The 15,665-nt window shown below is 66.5% G+C and carries 15 protein-coding genes; 8 read left to right on the forward strand and 7 right to left on the reverse strand.

Features of this window, described 5'->3' with window-relative positions; all coding sequences use genetic code 11:
* Nucleotides 1–29 precede the first annotated feature (29 nt).
* The 3 genes from AC5E6L_RS07505 to glpD all read left to right on the forward strand — a co-directional run bounded on the left by AC5E6L_RS07505 (nt 30) and on the right by glpD (nt 3,441).
* On the forward strand, nt 30–164 hold the full coding sequence (locus AC5E6L_RS07505) for a hypothetical protein (protein WP_491772363.1): 135 nt from the start codon (nt 30–32) through the stop codon (nt 162–164).
* A 172-nt stretch (nt 165–336) separates the two neighbouring features.
* Entirely contained in the window at nt 337–1,818 is a 1,482-nt protein-coding gene (locus AC5E6L_RS07510) for an NAD-dependent succinate-semialdehyde dehydrogenase (RefSeq protein ID WP_491230163.1), read from the forward strand.
* Nucleotides 1,819–1,875: 57 nt separating this feature from the next.
* On the forward strand, nt 1,876–3,441 hold the full coding sequence (glpD, locus tag AC5E6L_RS07515) for a glycerol-3-phosphate dehydrogenase (protein WP_491772346.1): 1,566 nt from the start codon (nt 1,876–1,878) through the stop codon (nt 3,439–3,441).
* Here glpD and AC5E6L_RS07520 read toward each other — a convergent pair.
* The 4 genes from AC5E6L_RS07520 to AC5E6L_RS07535 are packed head-to-tail and all read right to left on the reverse strand — an operon-like array spanning nt 3,413 to nt 6,642.
* Nucleotides 3,413–3,868: a hotdog family protein gene (locus AC5E6L_RS07520; protein ID WP_491772348.1), complete on the reverse strand. Its 456-nt coding sequence runs from the start codon at nt 3,866–3,868 to the stop codon at nt 3,413–3,415. The genes glpD and AC5E6L_RS07520 overlap by 29 nt on opposite strands.
* Nucleotides 3,849–4,322 (reverse strand): MaoC family dehydratase, encoded by a 474-nt coding sequence (locus AC5E6L_RS07525; protein WP_491772350.1) that lies wholly within the window; start codon nt 4,320–4,322, stop codon nt 3,849–3,851. The genes AC5E6L_RS07520 and AC5E6L_RS07525 overlap by 20 nt, the downstream gene beginning before the upstream one ends.
* On the reverse strand, nt 4,319–5,113 hold the full coding sequence (locus tag AC5E6L_RS07530) for an enoyl-CoA hydratase/isomerase family protein (protein WP_491772352.1): 795 nt from the start codon (nt 5,111–5,113) through the stop codon (nt 4,319–4,321). Before AC5E6L_RS07530 ends, AC5E6L_RS07525 begins: the two co-directional genes overlap by 4 nt.
* On the reverse strand, nt 5,110–6,642 hold the full coding sequence (locus tag AC5E6L_RS07535; RefSeq protein WP_491772354.1) for a class I adenylate-forming enzyme family protein: 1,533 nt from the start codon (nt 6,640–6,642) through the stop codon (nt 5,110–5,112). Before AC5E6L_RS07535 ends, AC5E6L_RS07530 begins: the two co-directional genes overlap by 4 nt.
* 167 nt (nt 6,643–6,809) lie before the next feature.
* Between AC5E6L_RS07535 and AC5E6L_RS07540 the strand changes: the two genes are divergently transcribed.
* From AC5E6L_RS07540 to AC5E6L_RS07550, 3 genes are all read left to right on the forward strand, one after another.
* Nucleotides 6,810–7,847 (forward strand): transporter substrate-binding domain-containing protein, encoded by a 1,038-nt coding sequence (locus AC5E6L_RS07540; RefSeq protein ID WP_491229989.1) that lies wholly within the window; start codon nt 6,810–6,812, stop codon nt 7,845–7,847.
* A 114-nt stretch (nt 7,848–7,961) separates the two neighbouring features.
* Nucleotides 7,962–9,053, forward strand: coding sequence for an ABC transporter permease subunit (locus AC5E6L_RS07545; RefSeq protein ID WP_491229990.1), 1,092 nt, complete (start codon nt 7,962–7,964; stop codon nt 9,051–9,053).
* A gap of 1 nt (nt 9,054) precedes the next feature.
* Nucleotides 9,055–10,164, forward strand: coding sequence for an amino acid ABC transporter permease (locus AC5E6L_RS07550; RefSeq protein ID WP_491229991.1), 1,110 nt, complete (start codon nt 9,055–9,057; stop codon nt 10,162–10,164).
* A 9-nt stretch (nt 10,165–10,173) separates the two neighbouring features.
* Here AC5E6L_RS07550 and AC5E6L_RS07555 read toward each other — a convergent pair whose 3' ends face one another.
* Together AC5E6L_RS07555 and metC are read right to left on the reverse strand one after the other, a co-directional pair.
* Nucleotides 10,174–10,809, reverse strand: coding sequence for a VOC family protein (locus AC5E6L_RS07555; RefSeq protein WP_491772357.1), 636 nt, complete (start codon nt 10,807–10,809; stop codon nt 10,174–10,176).
* Nucleotide 10,810: 1 nt separating this feature from the next.
* A complete protein-coding gene (metC, locus tag AC5E6L_RS07560) occupies nt 10,811–12,001 on the reverse strand; it encodes a cystathionine beta-lyase (RefSeq protein WP_491772359.1) in 1,191 nt (396 codons plus the stop codon).
* A 106-nt stretch (nt 12,002–12,107) separates the two neighbouring features.
* Here metC and AC5E6L_RS07565 point away from each other — a divergent pair, with 106 nt between their 5' ends.
* Both AC5E6L_RS07565 and AC5E6L_RS07570 read left to right on the forward strand, forming a co-directional pair.
* A complete protein-coding gene (locus AC5E6L_RS07565) occupies nt 12,108–14,417 on the forward strand; it encodes a molybdopterin-dependent oxidoreductase (RefSeq protein WP_491772361.1) in 2,310 nt (769 codons plus the stop codon).
* A gap of 17 nt (nt 14,418–14,434) precedes the next feature.
* A complete protein-coding gene (locus tag AC5E6L_RS07570) occupies nt 14,435–15,217 on the forward strand; it encodes an IclR family transcriptional regulator (RefSeq protein WP_491229185.1) in 783 nt (260 codons plus the stop codon).
* 15 nt (nt 15,218–15,232) lie between these two features.
* Here the strand turns inward: AC5E6L_RS07570 and AC5E6L_RS07575 are convergent, their stop codons facing one another.
* A complete protein-coding gene (locus AC5E6L_RS07575; protein WP_491772365.1) occupies nt 15,233–15,586 on the reverse strand; it encodes a rhodanese-like domain-containing protein in 354 nt (117 codons plus the stop codon).
* Nucleotides 15,587–15,665 lie beyond the last annotated feature (79 nt).

Raw genomic sequence — 15,665 nt, forward strand, 5'->3', positions numbered from 1 at the left:
ATTATGCGCGCGCGCCGCGCACGGGCCGCATCAACGGGCTCGGCCTGCCGATCGTCAAGGAGATCGCCGCCCTGTTCGGCGGCACGGTGCGGATCGCCGAGGGGATCGGCGATCGCGGCACGCGCGTCGAGGTGCGCTTCAGCGCCGCCCAGGCGCCCGCCTGATCGCGAACATGCTTGGCGGCCTCATCCTTGCATGGGTAAGAGGGCGTGACCGGGCTTGATCCATGTGCTGCCAGGACCTAGAGCAAGTCGCGCGTTGGGGGACGTGGCAGGCGCCGGCCTGACGGGGCGGGGCGCTTCGCGGCGGCTTCGACGCCGTTCAAAGGAGGTAGTAATGGCCGTTTCTCAGACACTTGTGGACAAGCTCTCGGACCCCGGCCTGCTGCCGGCGGCCGGCTATGTGAACGGCGAATGGATCAACGCATCCGACAGCGGCAAGAGGTTTGATGTCACCAATCCGGCCAATGGCGAGACGATCGCGACCCTGCCGGACATGGGCGCTGCCGAGACGGCGCGGGCGATCGATGCGGCCTATGAGGCCCAGAAGGCTTGGGCCGCCAGGACCGCCAAGGAGCGGTCGGCCATGCTGCGCGCGCTCAACGATCTGATGATCGCCCATGTCGACGATCTGGCGATCATCCTGACCTCGGAAATGGGCAAGCCGGTGGGCGAGGCCGCTGGCGAAGTGCGCTATGGCGCGGCCTACCTTGAATGGTTCGCCGAGCAAGCCAAGCGGATCGACGGCGACGTTCTGCCCGGCCAGCAGGCCGACAAGCGCGTGCTCGTTCTCAGGCAGCCGGTCGGTGTCGTCGGCATGATCACGCCGTGGAACTTCCCCAACGCCATGCTGGCGCGCAAGATGGCGCCGGCGCTGGGGGTCGGCTGCGCGGTTGTCGCCAAGCCCGCCGAGCAGACGCCACTGTCGGCGATCGCGATCGCGGTTTTGTGCGAACGCGCCGGCCTGCCCGCGGGCCTGTTCAACGTGATCGCGGGAACGGACGGGCCGGCGATCGGCAAGCAAATGTGTGCCAACCCCAAATTGCGCAAGCTCAGCTTCACCGGCTCGACCGAGGTGGGCCGGATCCTGATGCGGCAGGGCGCCGATCAGGTGCTCAAGCTGAGCCTTGAACTGGGCGGCAACGCGCCGTTCATCGTGTTCGACGATGCCGATCTCGATGCCGCCGCAAAAGGCGCGATCATGTCGAAATACCGCAATGCGGGCCAGACCTGCGTCTGCGCCAACCGCATCTATGTGCAGGACGGCGTCTATGACGCGTTCGCCGACAGGTTCGCGACCCAGGTCAAGGCGCTCAAGGCCGGCGACGGGTTCGAGGCCGGTGTCGACATGGGGCCGCTGATCGACGAGGCGGGGCTCGCCAAGGTGGAAGACCATGTCGCCGATGCTTTGTCGAAAGGCGCCGAACTGGTCGCCGGCGGCAGCTTGTCGAACGCCGGCGCGCTGTTCTACGAGCCGACCGTTCTGCGCAATGTCACGCGTGAGATGAAGGTTGCCCGCGAGGAAACCTTCGGGCCGGTGGCGCCGCTGTTCCGGTTCGACACGGTCGAGGACGTGATCGAGCAGGCCAATGCGACCGAATTCGGCCTTGCCGCCTATTTCTACGCGCGCGACCTGTCGCGTGTGTGGCGTGTGGCCGAGGCGCTCGAATACGGCATGGTCGGCGTCAACACCGGCATCATTTCCAATGAAGGCGCGCCGTTCGGCGGTGTCAAGCAGTCGGGGCTTGGCCGCGAGGGCTCCAAATATGGCGCTGACGATTATCTGGAGATGAAATATGTCTGTCTTGGCGGCGTGTGACCTGTGCCGTCGGGGCGGGTGTAGGCGCGCTGTGCGCCCACCGCAGACAGGCGGCCCATGAAGCAGGGCGCGCAGGACGATGCGGCCGTCGACCTGTTCGTGATCGGCGGCGGCATCAATGGCTGCGGCATCGCGCGCGATGCGGCCGGTCGGGGCCTGACCGTCGCGCTGGCCGAGATGAACGATCTGGCATCGGCGACATCGTCGGCGTCGACCAAGCTGTTCCACGGCGGGTTGCGATATCTTGAATATTTCGAGTTCCGCCTGGTGCGCGAGGCGTTGATCGAGCGCGAGAGGCTGCTTTGCGCCATGCCGCACATCGCCTGGCCGATGCGGTTCGTGCTGCCCTATCACCGCGACATGCGCTTTGAGGGCGACACGCCGACCGCGCGGCTGCTGTCCTTGACGATGCCGTGGATGCGGGGGCGCCGCCCGGCCTGGCTGATCCGCCTGGGCCTTTTCCTGTACGACCATATGGGCGGACGCAGGCTCCTGCCCGGCACCGCCTCGCTCGATCTGCGAAGCGATCCGGCCGGCGCGCCCCTCAAGGATGCGTTCGCCAGGGCGTTCGAATATTCGGACTGCTGGGTCGACGATTGCCGGCTCGTGGTCCTGAACGCCCGCGACGCCGAGCGGCTGGGCGCGCGCATCATGACCCGCGCGCGGGTCGTCTCGGCCCAGCGTGACGGGGCGTTCTGGTCCGTCGCCGTGCGCAACGAACGGACCGGCAAGGACGACACGATGCGCGCCCGCGCCCTGGTTAATGCGGGCGGCCCCTGGGTCACGGACATCGTGCGCAACACGGTGCGCATGAACGGCTCGGAGGGCGTGCGGCTCGTGCGCGGCAGCCACATCGTCACGCGGCGGCTCTATGACCATGACAAGTGCTATTTCTTTCAGGGCGGCGATGGCCGGATCATCTTCGCCATCCCATACGAGACGGACTTCACGCTGATCGGCACCACCGATCAGGAGCATGACGGCGCGCCGGCCGATGCCGGGTGTACGCCGGCCGAACGCGACTATCTGCTGGCCTTCGCCTCGCGCTATTTCGATACGCCGGTGACAGTCGACGATGTGGTCTGGACCTATTCGGGCGTTCGGCCGCTCTATGATGACGGCGCGGCGTCGGCCACCGCGGCGACGCGCGATTACGTCCTGTCGCTCGACGGCGACGGGGCGCCGCTTCTCAACGTGTTCGGCGGCAAGATCACCACCTACCGGCGTCTTGCCGAAAGCGCGCTGACAAAGCTGGAGCCGCTGCTGCCCCCGATGGGCGCGCCGCTGCCCGGCGGGGACTTCCCGGTGGACGGGTTCGAGGCGCTGGTGGACGATCTGCGCGCGCGCTATCGGTTCCTCGATGCGCGCTGGGCGAGGCGCCTTGTCCGCGCCTACGGGACCGAGGCCGCAACCATTCTGGGCGAGGCGGACGCGGCCTCCGACCTGGGCGCCGATTTCGGCGCGACCCTGACCGAGGCCGAACTGCGCTGGCTGATGGACGCCGAACATGCCGTCACCGCCGAGGACGTGGTGTGGCGGCGCTCCAAGCTGGGCCTGCGCCTGACGGATGAGCGGATCGCCGCGATCGAGGCGTTCATGCGGCGCGACCGGCCGCCGACATAAGGTGAACGGCTCCTGTCGTCATGACCCGATCGTCATCGTCCATGACCTCAAAACGACAGTGCACGAGGCGACTTCCGGCCTCATCCGCTTCGATCGAGACCACGCGCCCTTCAACCCTGTAGCTGCCTCCAACCGGGGCGACGGCCATGTTCCTGAAGCGCAGCCGGCGGATGTGGACGGGCGCGTCAAAGCCGCGCGAGGCGGCCTCGATGCACCAGTTGCCCATCAGGAAGCCCGGAACGATGATGCCGTCGAGCCCCTGGCTCCGGGTGTAGGCCTGGTCGTAATGGTAGCGGTGATAGTTGCGGATGGCCGCGCAGAACAGCACCACATCAACCCTGGTCGGACGCTTGATCAGCGGTGCAAGCGCATCGCCCGGCCCGGCGGCGTCGATCGGCAGCGCGCGTTCAGAAGAGTAGCTGTTCATAGCGTTCCCGCACTGCGAGCCTGCCGGCTTGGTCGCGATATTCGGTTTCCCATTCGGCGATGACGAACCGGCGGGTCTTGCCCTGCTTTTCGGTGAGCGATTTGAGCGTGCGCACCCCGCTCAGCCGGTCGCCGGTCTGCACAGGGCGCAGCCATTCCATCTCCATGCTGCCGCCCATGGTCTGGCCGGTGCCGACCATCGGTCGGTGCTCGTGCACGGTGCCGTCCTCGGCCATGGCCGAAGCGGGCACGAGAGGGCGCGTCGCGCCGTAATAGAGCATGGGCGGAACGGGGGCGGCCGTGTCATCGCCCGCCTCCTGCTCGATCGCATAAAGGGGATTGTCGTCGCCCGAGGCGGCGATGAAGCGCCGGGCTTCGCTGATCGATATCGGATCGCTTGCAAATGTGATCGTACGGCCGACCCAGGCCATGATTTCGGGCGTCAGAAGGCTCACGACGCATCCCCCTCGGGATCGGCGAAGCGCGGCTCGCGGCGCTCGGCGAAGGCGGCAAGCCCCTCGCGCACGTCGTCGCCTTGCCCCGCCGCCATCGCCAGCCAATATTCCATCGCGTCGGCTTCGCACACGCTGCGATAGAGCGTCGTCTGCGCGATGCGTTTGTAGGATCGCAGGGAAAGGGGTGACAATATCGTCATCGCCTCCGCCATGGCCAGCGCGCGGTCGACCAGCGCATTGCTTGCGACAATTTCATTGACGAGGCCGAAATGGTGCGCGCGGGCGCTGGTCAGCGGCGTGCCTGTCATGACCATCTCGTTGACGATCGCCGCCGGCAGCAGATGCGGCAGGCGCGAGGACTGCCCCGCGATCGGAACGATGCCGAGCCTCGGCCCCGGCACCGCGAACGTCGCCTCGGGCGTCGCCAGGCGGATGTCGCTGGCGATCGCCAGGCAGAAGCCGCCCGCATAGGCCGACCCGTTGATCGCGGCGATCACCGGCTTCATCGTGTCGCGCGGGCGCAGGAACACGCGCATATGCGCTTCTTCATAGAGGTGGCCCAGATCGCCCGGCGCGATCGTCTTGATGTCGTGGCCGGCGCAGAACGCGATGTCGCCGGCGCCGGTCAAGACGATGACGCGGGTGGCCTTGTCGGCGTCGGCGCGGTCGAAGGCCTCGTGCAGGGCGGCGATCATGTCCGGCGTCAGCGCATTGCGCTTGTCCGGCCGGTCGATGATGATCAGCGCGACGCCGGCCCGGGGGCTGCTGGTCTTGATCGTTGCGTCGGTCATTCGGCGCGCGCCCGTCCGTGATCGATGGTTTGGTCGTTGGCCGGCCGGTCCTCGACCTGCCGCGCCAATTGCTTGCGCAGCACCTTGCCGCCGGCATTGCGCGGCAGCGCATCGAATGTGTGGAACGCGGCGGGCACCTTGGGTGCAGACAGGGAGCGCCGGCAATGGGCCGTCAGTTCGGCGGAAACGGTTGTCCGGTTTGCCGCCGGGGCAAGGACGATGCAGGCGACGACGATCTCGCCGAGCAGCGGATCGGGCCTGCCGACCACGGCGGCTTCGAGCACCGCGTCATGGGTCGACAGCACCGCCTCGATCTCCAGGGGCGAGATGTTCAGCCCGCCGCGAATGATCATGTCGGACATGCGGCCGGAAAGGAAGATGCGCCCCTCGGCATCCACATGGCCGATATCCTGGGTGTGGAGCCAGCCGGCGCGCACCCGTTGCGCGGTCTGCGCTTCATCGTCGAGGTAGCCCGCCATCAGCGTCGGCCCGCGCAGCGTGATCTCGCCGGTTTCGCCGGGGGGCATTGGCCTGCCATGCGCATCGCGCGCCACCGCCTCGAAGCCGGGGGACAGTTGGCCCACCGAGCCCGCATGGTGCGGCGCGTCCGCGCGCTCGACCGCCGCGCCCGGAATTTCCGTCAACCCGTAGTTGGAGATGACCTCCGCGCCGGTGAAAATCTTGAACCGGGCGATGTCATGGTCGCTGATCGGCGCGGATGCCGTGTAGAGCGCGCGCAGCGAGGAAAGGTCGAACGCATCCCGGTCTTCCACATTGAGGATCATCAGCGCCATGGCCGGCACGAGCGCCGCCGTCGTGATCTTGTGCGTCTCGATCGCGGCCAGCGCATCGCGCGGGCGGAACCGTTCGAGCAGGACGAGCCCCGAACCGGCATGAAGGGCGGAGCCGGCGCTGAACAAAAGGCCGTAGATCGTGTGGAAGGGCAGGGCGCCCAGCACGCGGTCGTCGGGGCAAAGCCGCCATGTGTCCAGCAAGGTCCGATGCAGCGCGTCGACCGTCGTCGCGGTGTGGACGATGGCCTTGGGTTGGCCGGTCGTGCCGGAACTGAACAAGATGACGGCAGGCCCGCCGTCCCCGGTATCGGTCGTCGCTCGTGCCGCCGGCGGTTCGCCATGATCGGGCATCCACGCGCGCACCCCGGCGCTGTCGGGCGCGAGCCGGAAGCAGAAGGTCGGCGGCGGCGGTGCCTCCGCCGCGCGGCAGCCGACGAGCGCGTGGGTCGCACCGGTGCGCGCCACATAATGCGCGCGCTCGTGCGTAGGACTGCCGGGATCGCCGACGATCACCACCGCGCCGAGCGCCCGCAACGCCCAATAGGCGATGACGGATTCGGCGCACACATCGGGCAGGAACAGGACGCGGCTCGCCGGGCCGATGCCGTGATCGCGCAACAGCGCGGCAAGCGCGTCGATCTCGGCACAAAGGTCCCGGTAGCCCAACGACAGGCGTCCGTCGCGCACGGCGAGCGCGTCCGGGCGCGCTTGTGCGTGCCGCCAAAGGCGGGCCATGGCCGGCGCGTGCGTCGATGCGCTGTGCAAATCCCTCACTCCGTTCTTTAGCGGTCAGGGCGAACGCATCCATCCGCGCCGTTCTATTGACATTAGCAGCAAAACGCGCCCATTCTCAATACTGGAACATATATGCTGTATATCAGCACGCTTATTGGGAGAACGCGATGCTCAAAACCCTTGGAAAATTCGCCATTGCCACTCTAGCCGCGTCGGTCCCCGTCATGGCCGCAGCGGCCGATCCGGCGCCGACGACGCAGAAGATCATCGACCGGGGCACGCTGTTGTGCACCGGCCACAATGGCAGCTTCTTCGGCTTCGTCGAAGTCAATGACCGCAACGAGTGGAAGGGGCTGGACATCGACATGTGCCGGGGTCTTGCCACCGCGATCCTGGGCGATCCGAACAAGGCGCAGATCGTCCCGCTGAGCTGGGCGCAGCGCTTCCCGGCGCTCCAGTCGGGCGATGTCGACCTGATCATCAAGGCGACGACCTGGACGATGGGCCGCGACACGGAACTGGGCCTTCAGTTCTCGATCCCCTACTTTCTGGGCGCCGCCCAGTTCATGGCCCATGCCGAACTGGGCGTGACCGAGGCTGCCGAACTCGATGGCGGCACGATCTGCGTCGAGGCCGGCACCACCATCGAGCGCATCGCCGGCGACTTCCTCAGTTCGAACAATATCGAGCACACCATGGTGTCCTACGAGAAGGGCGCGGAATTGCGGGCGGCCTATCTGGCCAAGCGCTGCGACGCGTTCGCCGGCTGGGGCCCGAACCTGGCAGTGATCCGCGCCACCGAGGTCGACGATTCCGGGGCCCATGTGATCCTGTCTGATCAGCTCTCCACCGACCCGATCTCGGTTGCCATGCGCCAGGGCGACGAGGACTTCGTCGATCTGGTCAACTATCTGATCGCGGCGCTGATCAAGGCCGAGGAGCTGGGCATCACCAGCGAGAATGTCGACGAGATCGCCGCCGATCCGCCCTCCACCACCGTCGCGCGGCTGCTCGGCTCGGACCCCGGCATGGGCGAAAGGCTCGGCCTGCGCGACACCTGGGCGCGCGAAGTGATCGCCGAGATCGGCAATTTCGGCCAGATGTACGACCGCAATCTGGGCAAGGATTCGCCCTACAAGCTCCCGCGCGGCCTGAACGCGCTGTGGAAGGACGGCGGCGTCCTGTACACGCCCATCATCGACTGATCGGCCTTGCCCGGCGCCCCTTTTGGCGCCGGGCCCGTCTTCTCAACTCCAGACCCGGTGGCGCCGATGGTTGCTGCAAGAGCGCGATCCCGCAGGCCGGCACAGGCCCGGCGGTTGCTGATCCAGGCGCTGATCGTCATGGCCATCGCAATGACCGTCTGGAGCACCTACACGACGGCACAGACCAATTTGAACGCGCTGGGCATCACCGGCGGATATGCGTTCCTCGAACGCGCCACCGGCTGGAGCTATTCCTTTTCGCTGTTGCCGCGCTCGGTCGACGACACCTATCTGCGCACGCTGACGATCGGTTTCGTCAACACGCTGTTCCTGGGCACCTTGTGCATTGTCCTGTCGACCATTTTCGGCTTCATCGTCGGCAGCATTCGCGATTCCTCCAATCTGGCGCTCCAGACCATCGCCAGCGTCTATGTGCAGCTTTTCCGCAATTTGCCGCTGATCCTGCAACTGGTGTTCTGGTATGCGGTGTTCATCCATCTGCCCGGTCAGAGACAAGCCTATTCGCTCGGCGATGCCGTCTTCTTTTCCAATCGCGGGCTGATGCTGCCCTCCCTCAACATATCCGGCCAGATGGCGCTGATCGTGCTGCTCGGATCGATCGCGCTGGGCGTCGTCCTCCTGTTCGCCCGCATGCCGGCCGTGCGGGCGCTGGGCGTCTGGGCGGCCGGCACGGCGCTGGCGATAACGGCGTCCGTCCTCGTGTTCGTGCCCGAGGGCGAACCGGTCGTCTCGGTCCCCGCGCTCAAGGGGTTGCGGTTTGAGGGCGGCATGCAGATGACCATCGAGCTGGTCGCCATGATCGTCGCCATCGTGCTCTACAGTTCGGCCTATATCGCCGAAGTGGTGCGCGGCGGGCTGGCGGAGGTACCAAGGGGTCTGGTCGAAGCCGGCCATGCGCTCGGGCTCCGCAACAGGACGATCTGGAGCCGGATCAAGCTGCCCATGGCTCTGCGCAGCATCGTGCCGCCACTGGGCAATCAGTGGATCTTCGTGATGAAGGCGACCACGATCGGCGTGGCGATCGGGTTCAGCGATCTGTTCATGATCGTGTCGACCTCGCTGACCCAGACCGGGCAGACGCTGGAACTGATCGCCATACTGATGGGCGCGTTCGTGCTGATCAATTTCGCGCTGGCGCAACTGGTCGATCTGATCAACCGCCGCATGCAGTTGAAGGCGCACTGACATGGCCGTGGTCAGCGCCCCCGATCGTCCGCTCGATACGGTCAAGGCGCCTGGCCGCTGGAGCCGCTTGACGCATATGTTGCAACGCCGGGCGTTCGCGACGCCGGCGGACGCGGTGATCTCGGTCATCGTGTTCGCGCTCCTGCTCTATATGCTCTGGCTCATTGTCGACTGGGCGTTCGTGCGCGCGGTCTGGACGGCAGAAGCGGTCGATCGGTGCAGGGTCGACGGGGCGGGGGCGTGCTGGTCGGTGATCGATGCCCGCCACCGGCTGATCCTGTTCGGCCTTTATCCGTTCGAGCAGCATTGGCGCTCGACGGCCGCCTGCGTTTCGATCATCGCCACCGTCGTTTTGTCATGCATGCCGGCCTTCTGGACCGCGCGCCGGCTTATCACGCTGTGGGTCGTCGGGTTCGCTGCCTATTACCTTCTGATGGAGGGCAGCCTGATCGGCCTGCCGCAGGTGACGACCGATCAGTGGGGCGGGCTGTCCCTGACCCTGTTCCTGTTCTCGTCGGTGGTCCTGCTCGGCATGCCGATGGGGCTGGGGCTGGCGCTGATGCGGCGCTCGTCCATGCCGGTGGTGCGGCTGACGGCGGTGCTGATCATCGATTTCGTCCGGTCACTGCCGCTCCTGACGACGCTGTTCACCGCCGCCGTCATCCTTCCGATCCTGCTGCCGGAATGGCTTCAGGGCGACAAGATCTGGCGCGTGATCCTGGCCTTCGCGCTGTTTTTCGCCTGCTATCAGGCCGAAGTGTTCCGGGGCGGGTTTCAGGCCATCCCGAAGGGCCAGTGGGAGGCGGGCAGGGCGCTTGGCCTCAGCCGGTTCACGATCCTGTTCGACATCATCATGCCGCAGGTGTTCCGCCATTCCCTGCCGGCGACGATCAACATGGTCGTGCTCACCTTCAAGGAGACGGCGATCGTCATCATCATCGGCTTTTTCGAGATGCTGGCCTCGGCTGGCGCCGCTTTCGGCTCCGGCGAATGGGTGCCCTACTATCTGGAAGTCTACGCGTTCGTGGGCCTGATCTACTGGGTGTTCATCTTCTCGCTCGGCCAGTATGGCGAGTACCTCAAGAACCGCATGAAGGTCGGCCGCCGCTGACGGATAGCGCTAGTCGAGAACGACCGTTCCGTTCGGCGTGTCCAGCGTGAACGCCAGGGCGCGCTCACCCCTCTCGATCGTCGCCAGGTGCGCGACCTGAAGCGCCTCGAACATGGCGCGCAGACGGTCCGGGTCCGGATGGGTCAAGGTCACGGTCTTCAGCCGCACGCCAAGGTCCTGTTGGCCGGTCGAGGGATGCGGTCCCGGCGACCATTCGATGAAGGCGGGGACCAGCCCGCCCTCGGGGAGCGATCCGTCGCGCGGCACGGTCAGCCGCCATGTGCGCTCGCCGCGCCGGAAGTCGACCACCTCGCCCAGATCGATCGGGCTGGCCGCGATCACGGCATCGAGGTCGTTCGTGTTGACCACCCAGCAAAGGGCCCGCGGGTGCTCTGCAAGACGCGCCTGGGTTCCCGGATCGTCGAGCGTGAACCAGCGCGGGCGGCCCGGATCGGGCGCGTCGGGATCGATGGCGATCAGCTCGAAGAAGCTGTCATCGCCGGCCTGCATCACGCAATTGTGGGTGCTCATCGCATCGTGCTTCGAGCCGCGCGGCACCTCGACGCCGAGCGCGTTCCGCATGGCGGTCACGCCCTGATCCAGGCTGGCCGCGCCGATGGCGAAATGATCGATCCGGTTGCGCATTCTATGTCTCCGGTCCGGTGTTGAGCAGCGGCAGCGCCGCGGCGAGGTCGTCGATCAGGCTCTGCGTGTCTTCGAGGCCGATATTGAAGCGCACCAGTTGGCCCGGCGCGTCCCAGGAGCGCGCCGTGCGCACGGGCTTGACCGGCAGGACGAGGCTCTCGTAGCCGCCCCAACTCACGCCGATGCCGAAATGGTGCAGCGCGTCGACAAAGGCGCGCACATCCGCGTCGGGGCAGGGGTGGAAGAGGATGCCGAACAGCCCCGCCGCGCCCGAATAGTCGCGCTTCCAGAACGCGTGCCCGGGGCAGCTTGCGAAGGCCGGGTGCAGCACCTGGCTGACCTGCGGCTGCCCGGCCAGCCAGCCGGCGACCTCCCGCCCGGCGGCATCGATCGCCTTCATGCGCAGATCGAGCGTGCGCAGGCCCCGCAGGGCGAGCATCACCTCCTGTCCACCGGTCTTGTCGCCGACCGCCATGACGTGTTTTCGGATACGCATCGCCAGATCATCGTCCGAACAGGCGATGACGCCCAGCATGCAGTCCGAATGGCCGCCGACATATTTGGACGCCGAATAGACCAGAACGTCCACGCCCAGCACCAGCGGACGGCAGAAGACGGGCGTCGCCCAGGTGCCGTCGAAGACGCTCGCCACGCCATGGGCGCGGCAGGCGGCGGCGATGGCCGGCGCGTCGCACACCTCGAACGTGCCCGAACCGGGCGCCTCGAACATGAGCGCCGCCGTGTTCGGCCGGAACAATGACGCCACTTCGGCGCCGATCATCGGGTCGAAATATTCGATCTCGACCTTCTGCCTTGTCAGCACGCCGTCGCAGAAGGTGCGCGTGTTGCCGTAGACATTGTCGGCGACCAGCAAATGTGCGCCGGGCGCCGTAAGCGCCAGCAAGGCCAATGTGATGGCCGCAACGCCGGAGGAGGTCAGCGTGACGACGGATGCGCCCTCAAGGTCGGCAAGCACGCTTTCCAACTTGAAGCTGGCCGCGCTGCCGTAGCGGCCATAATAGAGCGTGCCGGGCGCGTGGCGGTTCGCGCGCGCCGTCTCGAAGGCGGCAAGCGTCTCGAACGCCATGGTTGAGCCAAGTTCGACCGGCATGTTGACATGGCGCCCTTCGATCCGGTCCGGCCGGCCGGCCTGGACGAGCGTGTCTTTGAATTTCCTGTCGGTTCTTGCCAAACCGCAATGCTCCTTGCAGACCTCCAAGCGACGATGACAGTTGCCATTTTTTGTGTCAATATACGGAATAACTGTATCCAATAACGAGACAAGTAGCCTGAAACATATGGAAAAGCATCTGACACTGAACCATTGGGGGCCGGGCATCGCCACGGTGAAGGACGGCCGCATCGTCGATGTCGAGATGCATCCGGGCGATCCCGACGGCTCGGCGATCAACGGCAATGTGGCGGGCAGCCTGAACGGGCGCGCGCGCGTCCTGCGCCCGGCGATCCGCAAGGGCTGGCTGGAGGGCACGCCCGGCACGCCGCGCGGCGAACGCGGACGCGACGCCTTTGTCGAAGTTTCCTGGGACGAGGCGCTCGACCGGCTGGCCGCAGAGGTCGAGCGGGTCCGCAAGACGCACGGCAACGGGGCGATCTTCGCCGGGTCCTATGGCTGGGCCAGCGCCGGCCGGTTCCACCATGCGCAAAGCCAGCTCAAGCGGTTCCTGAACACGGTCGGTGGTTTCGTGCGGTCCGAAGGCAATTACAGCTATCAGGCCGCGCTCGTGCTGATGCCGCACATCGTCATGGACTATCGCACCCAGGTGGAGCAGGTGACGCGCTGGCCGGTGATCGCCAGGCACAGCGATCTCGTGGTCATGTTCGGCGGGGTGGCGCCGCGCAACATGCAGGTCAGCGATGGCGGGCTGGCGCGCCACCGGGGCTACGGCAATCTGCGCGCCTGCGCGGAAGCCGGCGTGCGGTTTGTCAATCTCAGCCCGCTGCGCAGCGACGGCATGCCGGATCTGAACGCCGAATGGCTGGCGCCGCGACCGGGCAGCGATACGGCGGTGATGATGGGGCTGGCGCACACGCTTATGGTCGAGGGGCTCCACGACCGGGCGTTCCTGGACCGCTACACGGTCGGCTTCGAGCGGTTCGCCGCCTATCTGGGCGGCGAGACGGACGGCACGGCCAAGGACGCGGCCTGGGCCGAGCAAAAGTCGGGCGTGGCCGCCGGCCGCATCCGCGCCCTTGCCCGCCAGATGGCGGCAGGCCGGACGATGATCGCCATGGCGGTGGGCCTGCAACGCGCCGATTTCGGCGAGCAGCCCCTGTGGATGACGGTGACGCTGGCCGCCATGCTCGGCCAGATCGGCTTGCCCGGGGGCGGCTACACGGTCGGCTATGGCGTCAACGGCAATATCGGCAATATCCAGCGCCTGTTCGGCTGGGGCAGCCTGCCGCAGGGGAAGAACCCGGTCGACGATTACATTCCCGTCGCCATGACCAGCGAGATGCTGCTCGATCCCGGCGGCACCTACCGGTTCGACGGCATGGAAAGGACGTTCCCGGACATCCGCATGGTCTGGTGGGCGGGCGGAAATCCGTTCCACCACCATCAGGATCTGAACCGGCTGCGCGCCGCTTTCCAAAGGCCCGAGACGATCGTCGTCAATGAGATGAACTGGACGTCGACAGCGCGCCACGCCGACATCGTCCTGCCGGTCGCCGCGCCCGGCGAGCGCCTCGATTTCGGCGGCGGCAAGTCCGACAATGGCCTGATCCCCATACCGGCGCTGGTTCCGCCGCCGGGCGAGGCGCGCACCGAATATGAGACATTCGCCGCCCTGGCGGGGCGGCTGGGCACGGCGGACGCGTTCACCGAAGGCAGGTCCGCCCAGGACTGGCTGCGCGCCATGTGGGCGGTCACGCGCAAGCGCGGCGCCGAGGCCGGCGTGGCGCTTCCGGACTGGGACGCTTTTATCGCCGGCGATCCGATCGAGATGCCGGACCCGGCGCCCGAACAGGTGTTCCTTGCCGATTTTCGCGCCGACCCGGAGGCCAACCCGCTGCCGACGCCGAGCGGCCGGATCGAGATTTTCAGCGAGACGATCGCCGGGTTCGGGCTTGAGGATTGTCCCGGCCATGCGACATGGCTGCCCCCGCGCGATGGTGCCGCCGGCAGTCGGCACGCCCATCCGCTCTTCCTGATCTCCGGCCAGCCGGGGACGCGGCTGCACAGCCAGCTTGACAATGGCGCCTACAGCCGGAGCCTGAAGGTCAAGGACCGGGAGCCGGTGCTGATCCATCCGGACGATGCCGCCGCGCGCGGCATTGCCGACGGCGATGTCGTCGAACTGTTCAACGAGCGCGGCCGCTGCCTGGCCGGCGCGCGGGTGACCGACGATGTCGCCAAAGGCTGCGTCTTTTTATGGACGGGCGCCTGGTACGATCCCGATTTCGATGCGCCGGACCATCGGGACCGGCACGGCAACCCGAACGTTCTGACCCACGATCTGCGCACCTCGTCGCTGGCCCAGGGGCCGGCGGCGCATTCGGCTTTGGTGGAACTGAGACGGTTTGACGGGCCCGTTCCGGCGGTGACGGTTTTCGATCCGCCGCCATTTGTGGCAGGAACGGCCGGGTAGATGGGGGAGGGCGCTTTTTGGAGGCGATCGCAGATGGGCGGAAGAATGATCCGCCGAAACTGGATTCCACCCTGTCGAAGGGGTTGATGATCCTGGAAACGCTGACCGCCCATCGCGGCGGCAAGGGGGTCACGGAGCTTTCCCGTGAACTGGGCCTGACCAAGTCCAACACCTTTCGGCTATTGCAGACGCTGTGCGCGCTCGGCTATGTCAAGAACAATCGGGACAAATCCTATTCGGCCACCCTGAAGACGTGGCAGATCGGGCGCGCCAGCGTCGAAAACCTCAACCTGCGCGAAGTCGCGCGGCCCGTCATGCACCATCTGGCCGCTGAAACCGGCGAGGTGATCTATCTGGCAGTCCCCGAACATCTTCAGATCATCTATATCGACAAGATCGACAGTTCCGACCCGATCCGATCGTGGAATCCCATTGGCGGCGGCGCGCCTATTCACTGTGTCGCGACGGGCAAGGCCATTCTGGCGGCCAATTACGAGACGCTGCGCGATACGGTCAAACACAGCCTGGCGCGCTACACCGACCGAACCATCACGGATGTGGGTGCGCTGGACGCCGACGTCGCTCGGACGCGCAAGTGCGGCTACGCCTTCGATACCGGGGAATTTCGCGAGCGCGGCTTGAGCTTTGGTGCCGCGATTACCCTGCCGGCGGGCGAGGCGGTCGCGGCGATCGGCATCTCCATTCCCGCGCACAAATTGCACGAGGGGACCGAGCCGTATCTGGGCGGCCTGGTCGCCGATGCCGCACAGAGCGTTTCACGCCGATTGCGGCTTTTGTGAAGCTGCGCCGCTTGTTCAGCCCCTCTTTTCGGGAAATTTGAGGGGACCGCCCTGTTCGGCCCAGGTGGAAAAGCCCTCGCGCAGATGGGCCGCTTCAAAGCCCATATCCTTGAGCGTCGCCACCGTCAGCGCCGAGCGCCAGCCGGACGCGCAATGGAACACGAATGTCTTGTCCTGGCCGAAAATGTCCTTGAAATAGGGGCTTTCGGGGTCAATCCAGAACTCGACCATGCCGCGTGGCGCATGAAAGCTGCCGGGGATGAAGCCGGAGCGCTGCCGCTCGCGAACATCGCGAATGTCGACAACAACCAGGTCGGGGTCGCCCAGCTCGTGCTCGCGGTGCCAGATGAAGCGGGTGTCGACCCCCATCACCTTGCGCAGCACCTGCAGGCAGTCGTAGTCGCAGTTGGACCCGGGAAAGGTCACCACCACCGCTCTCACGTTGCCG

This window comes from Roseitalea sp., assembly GCF_984466335.1.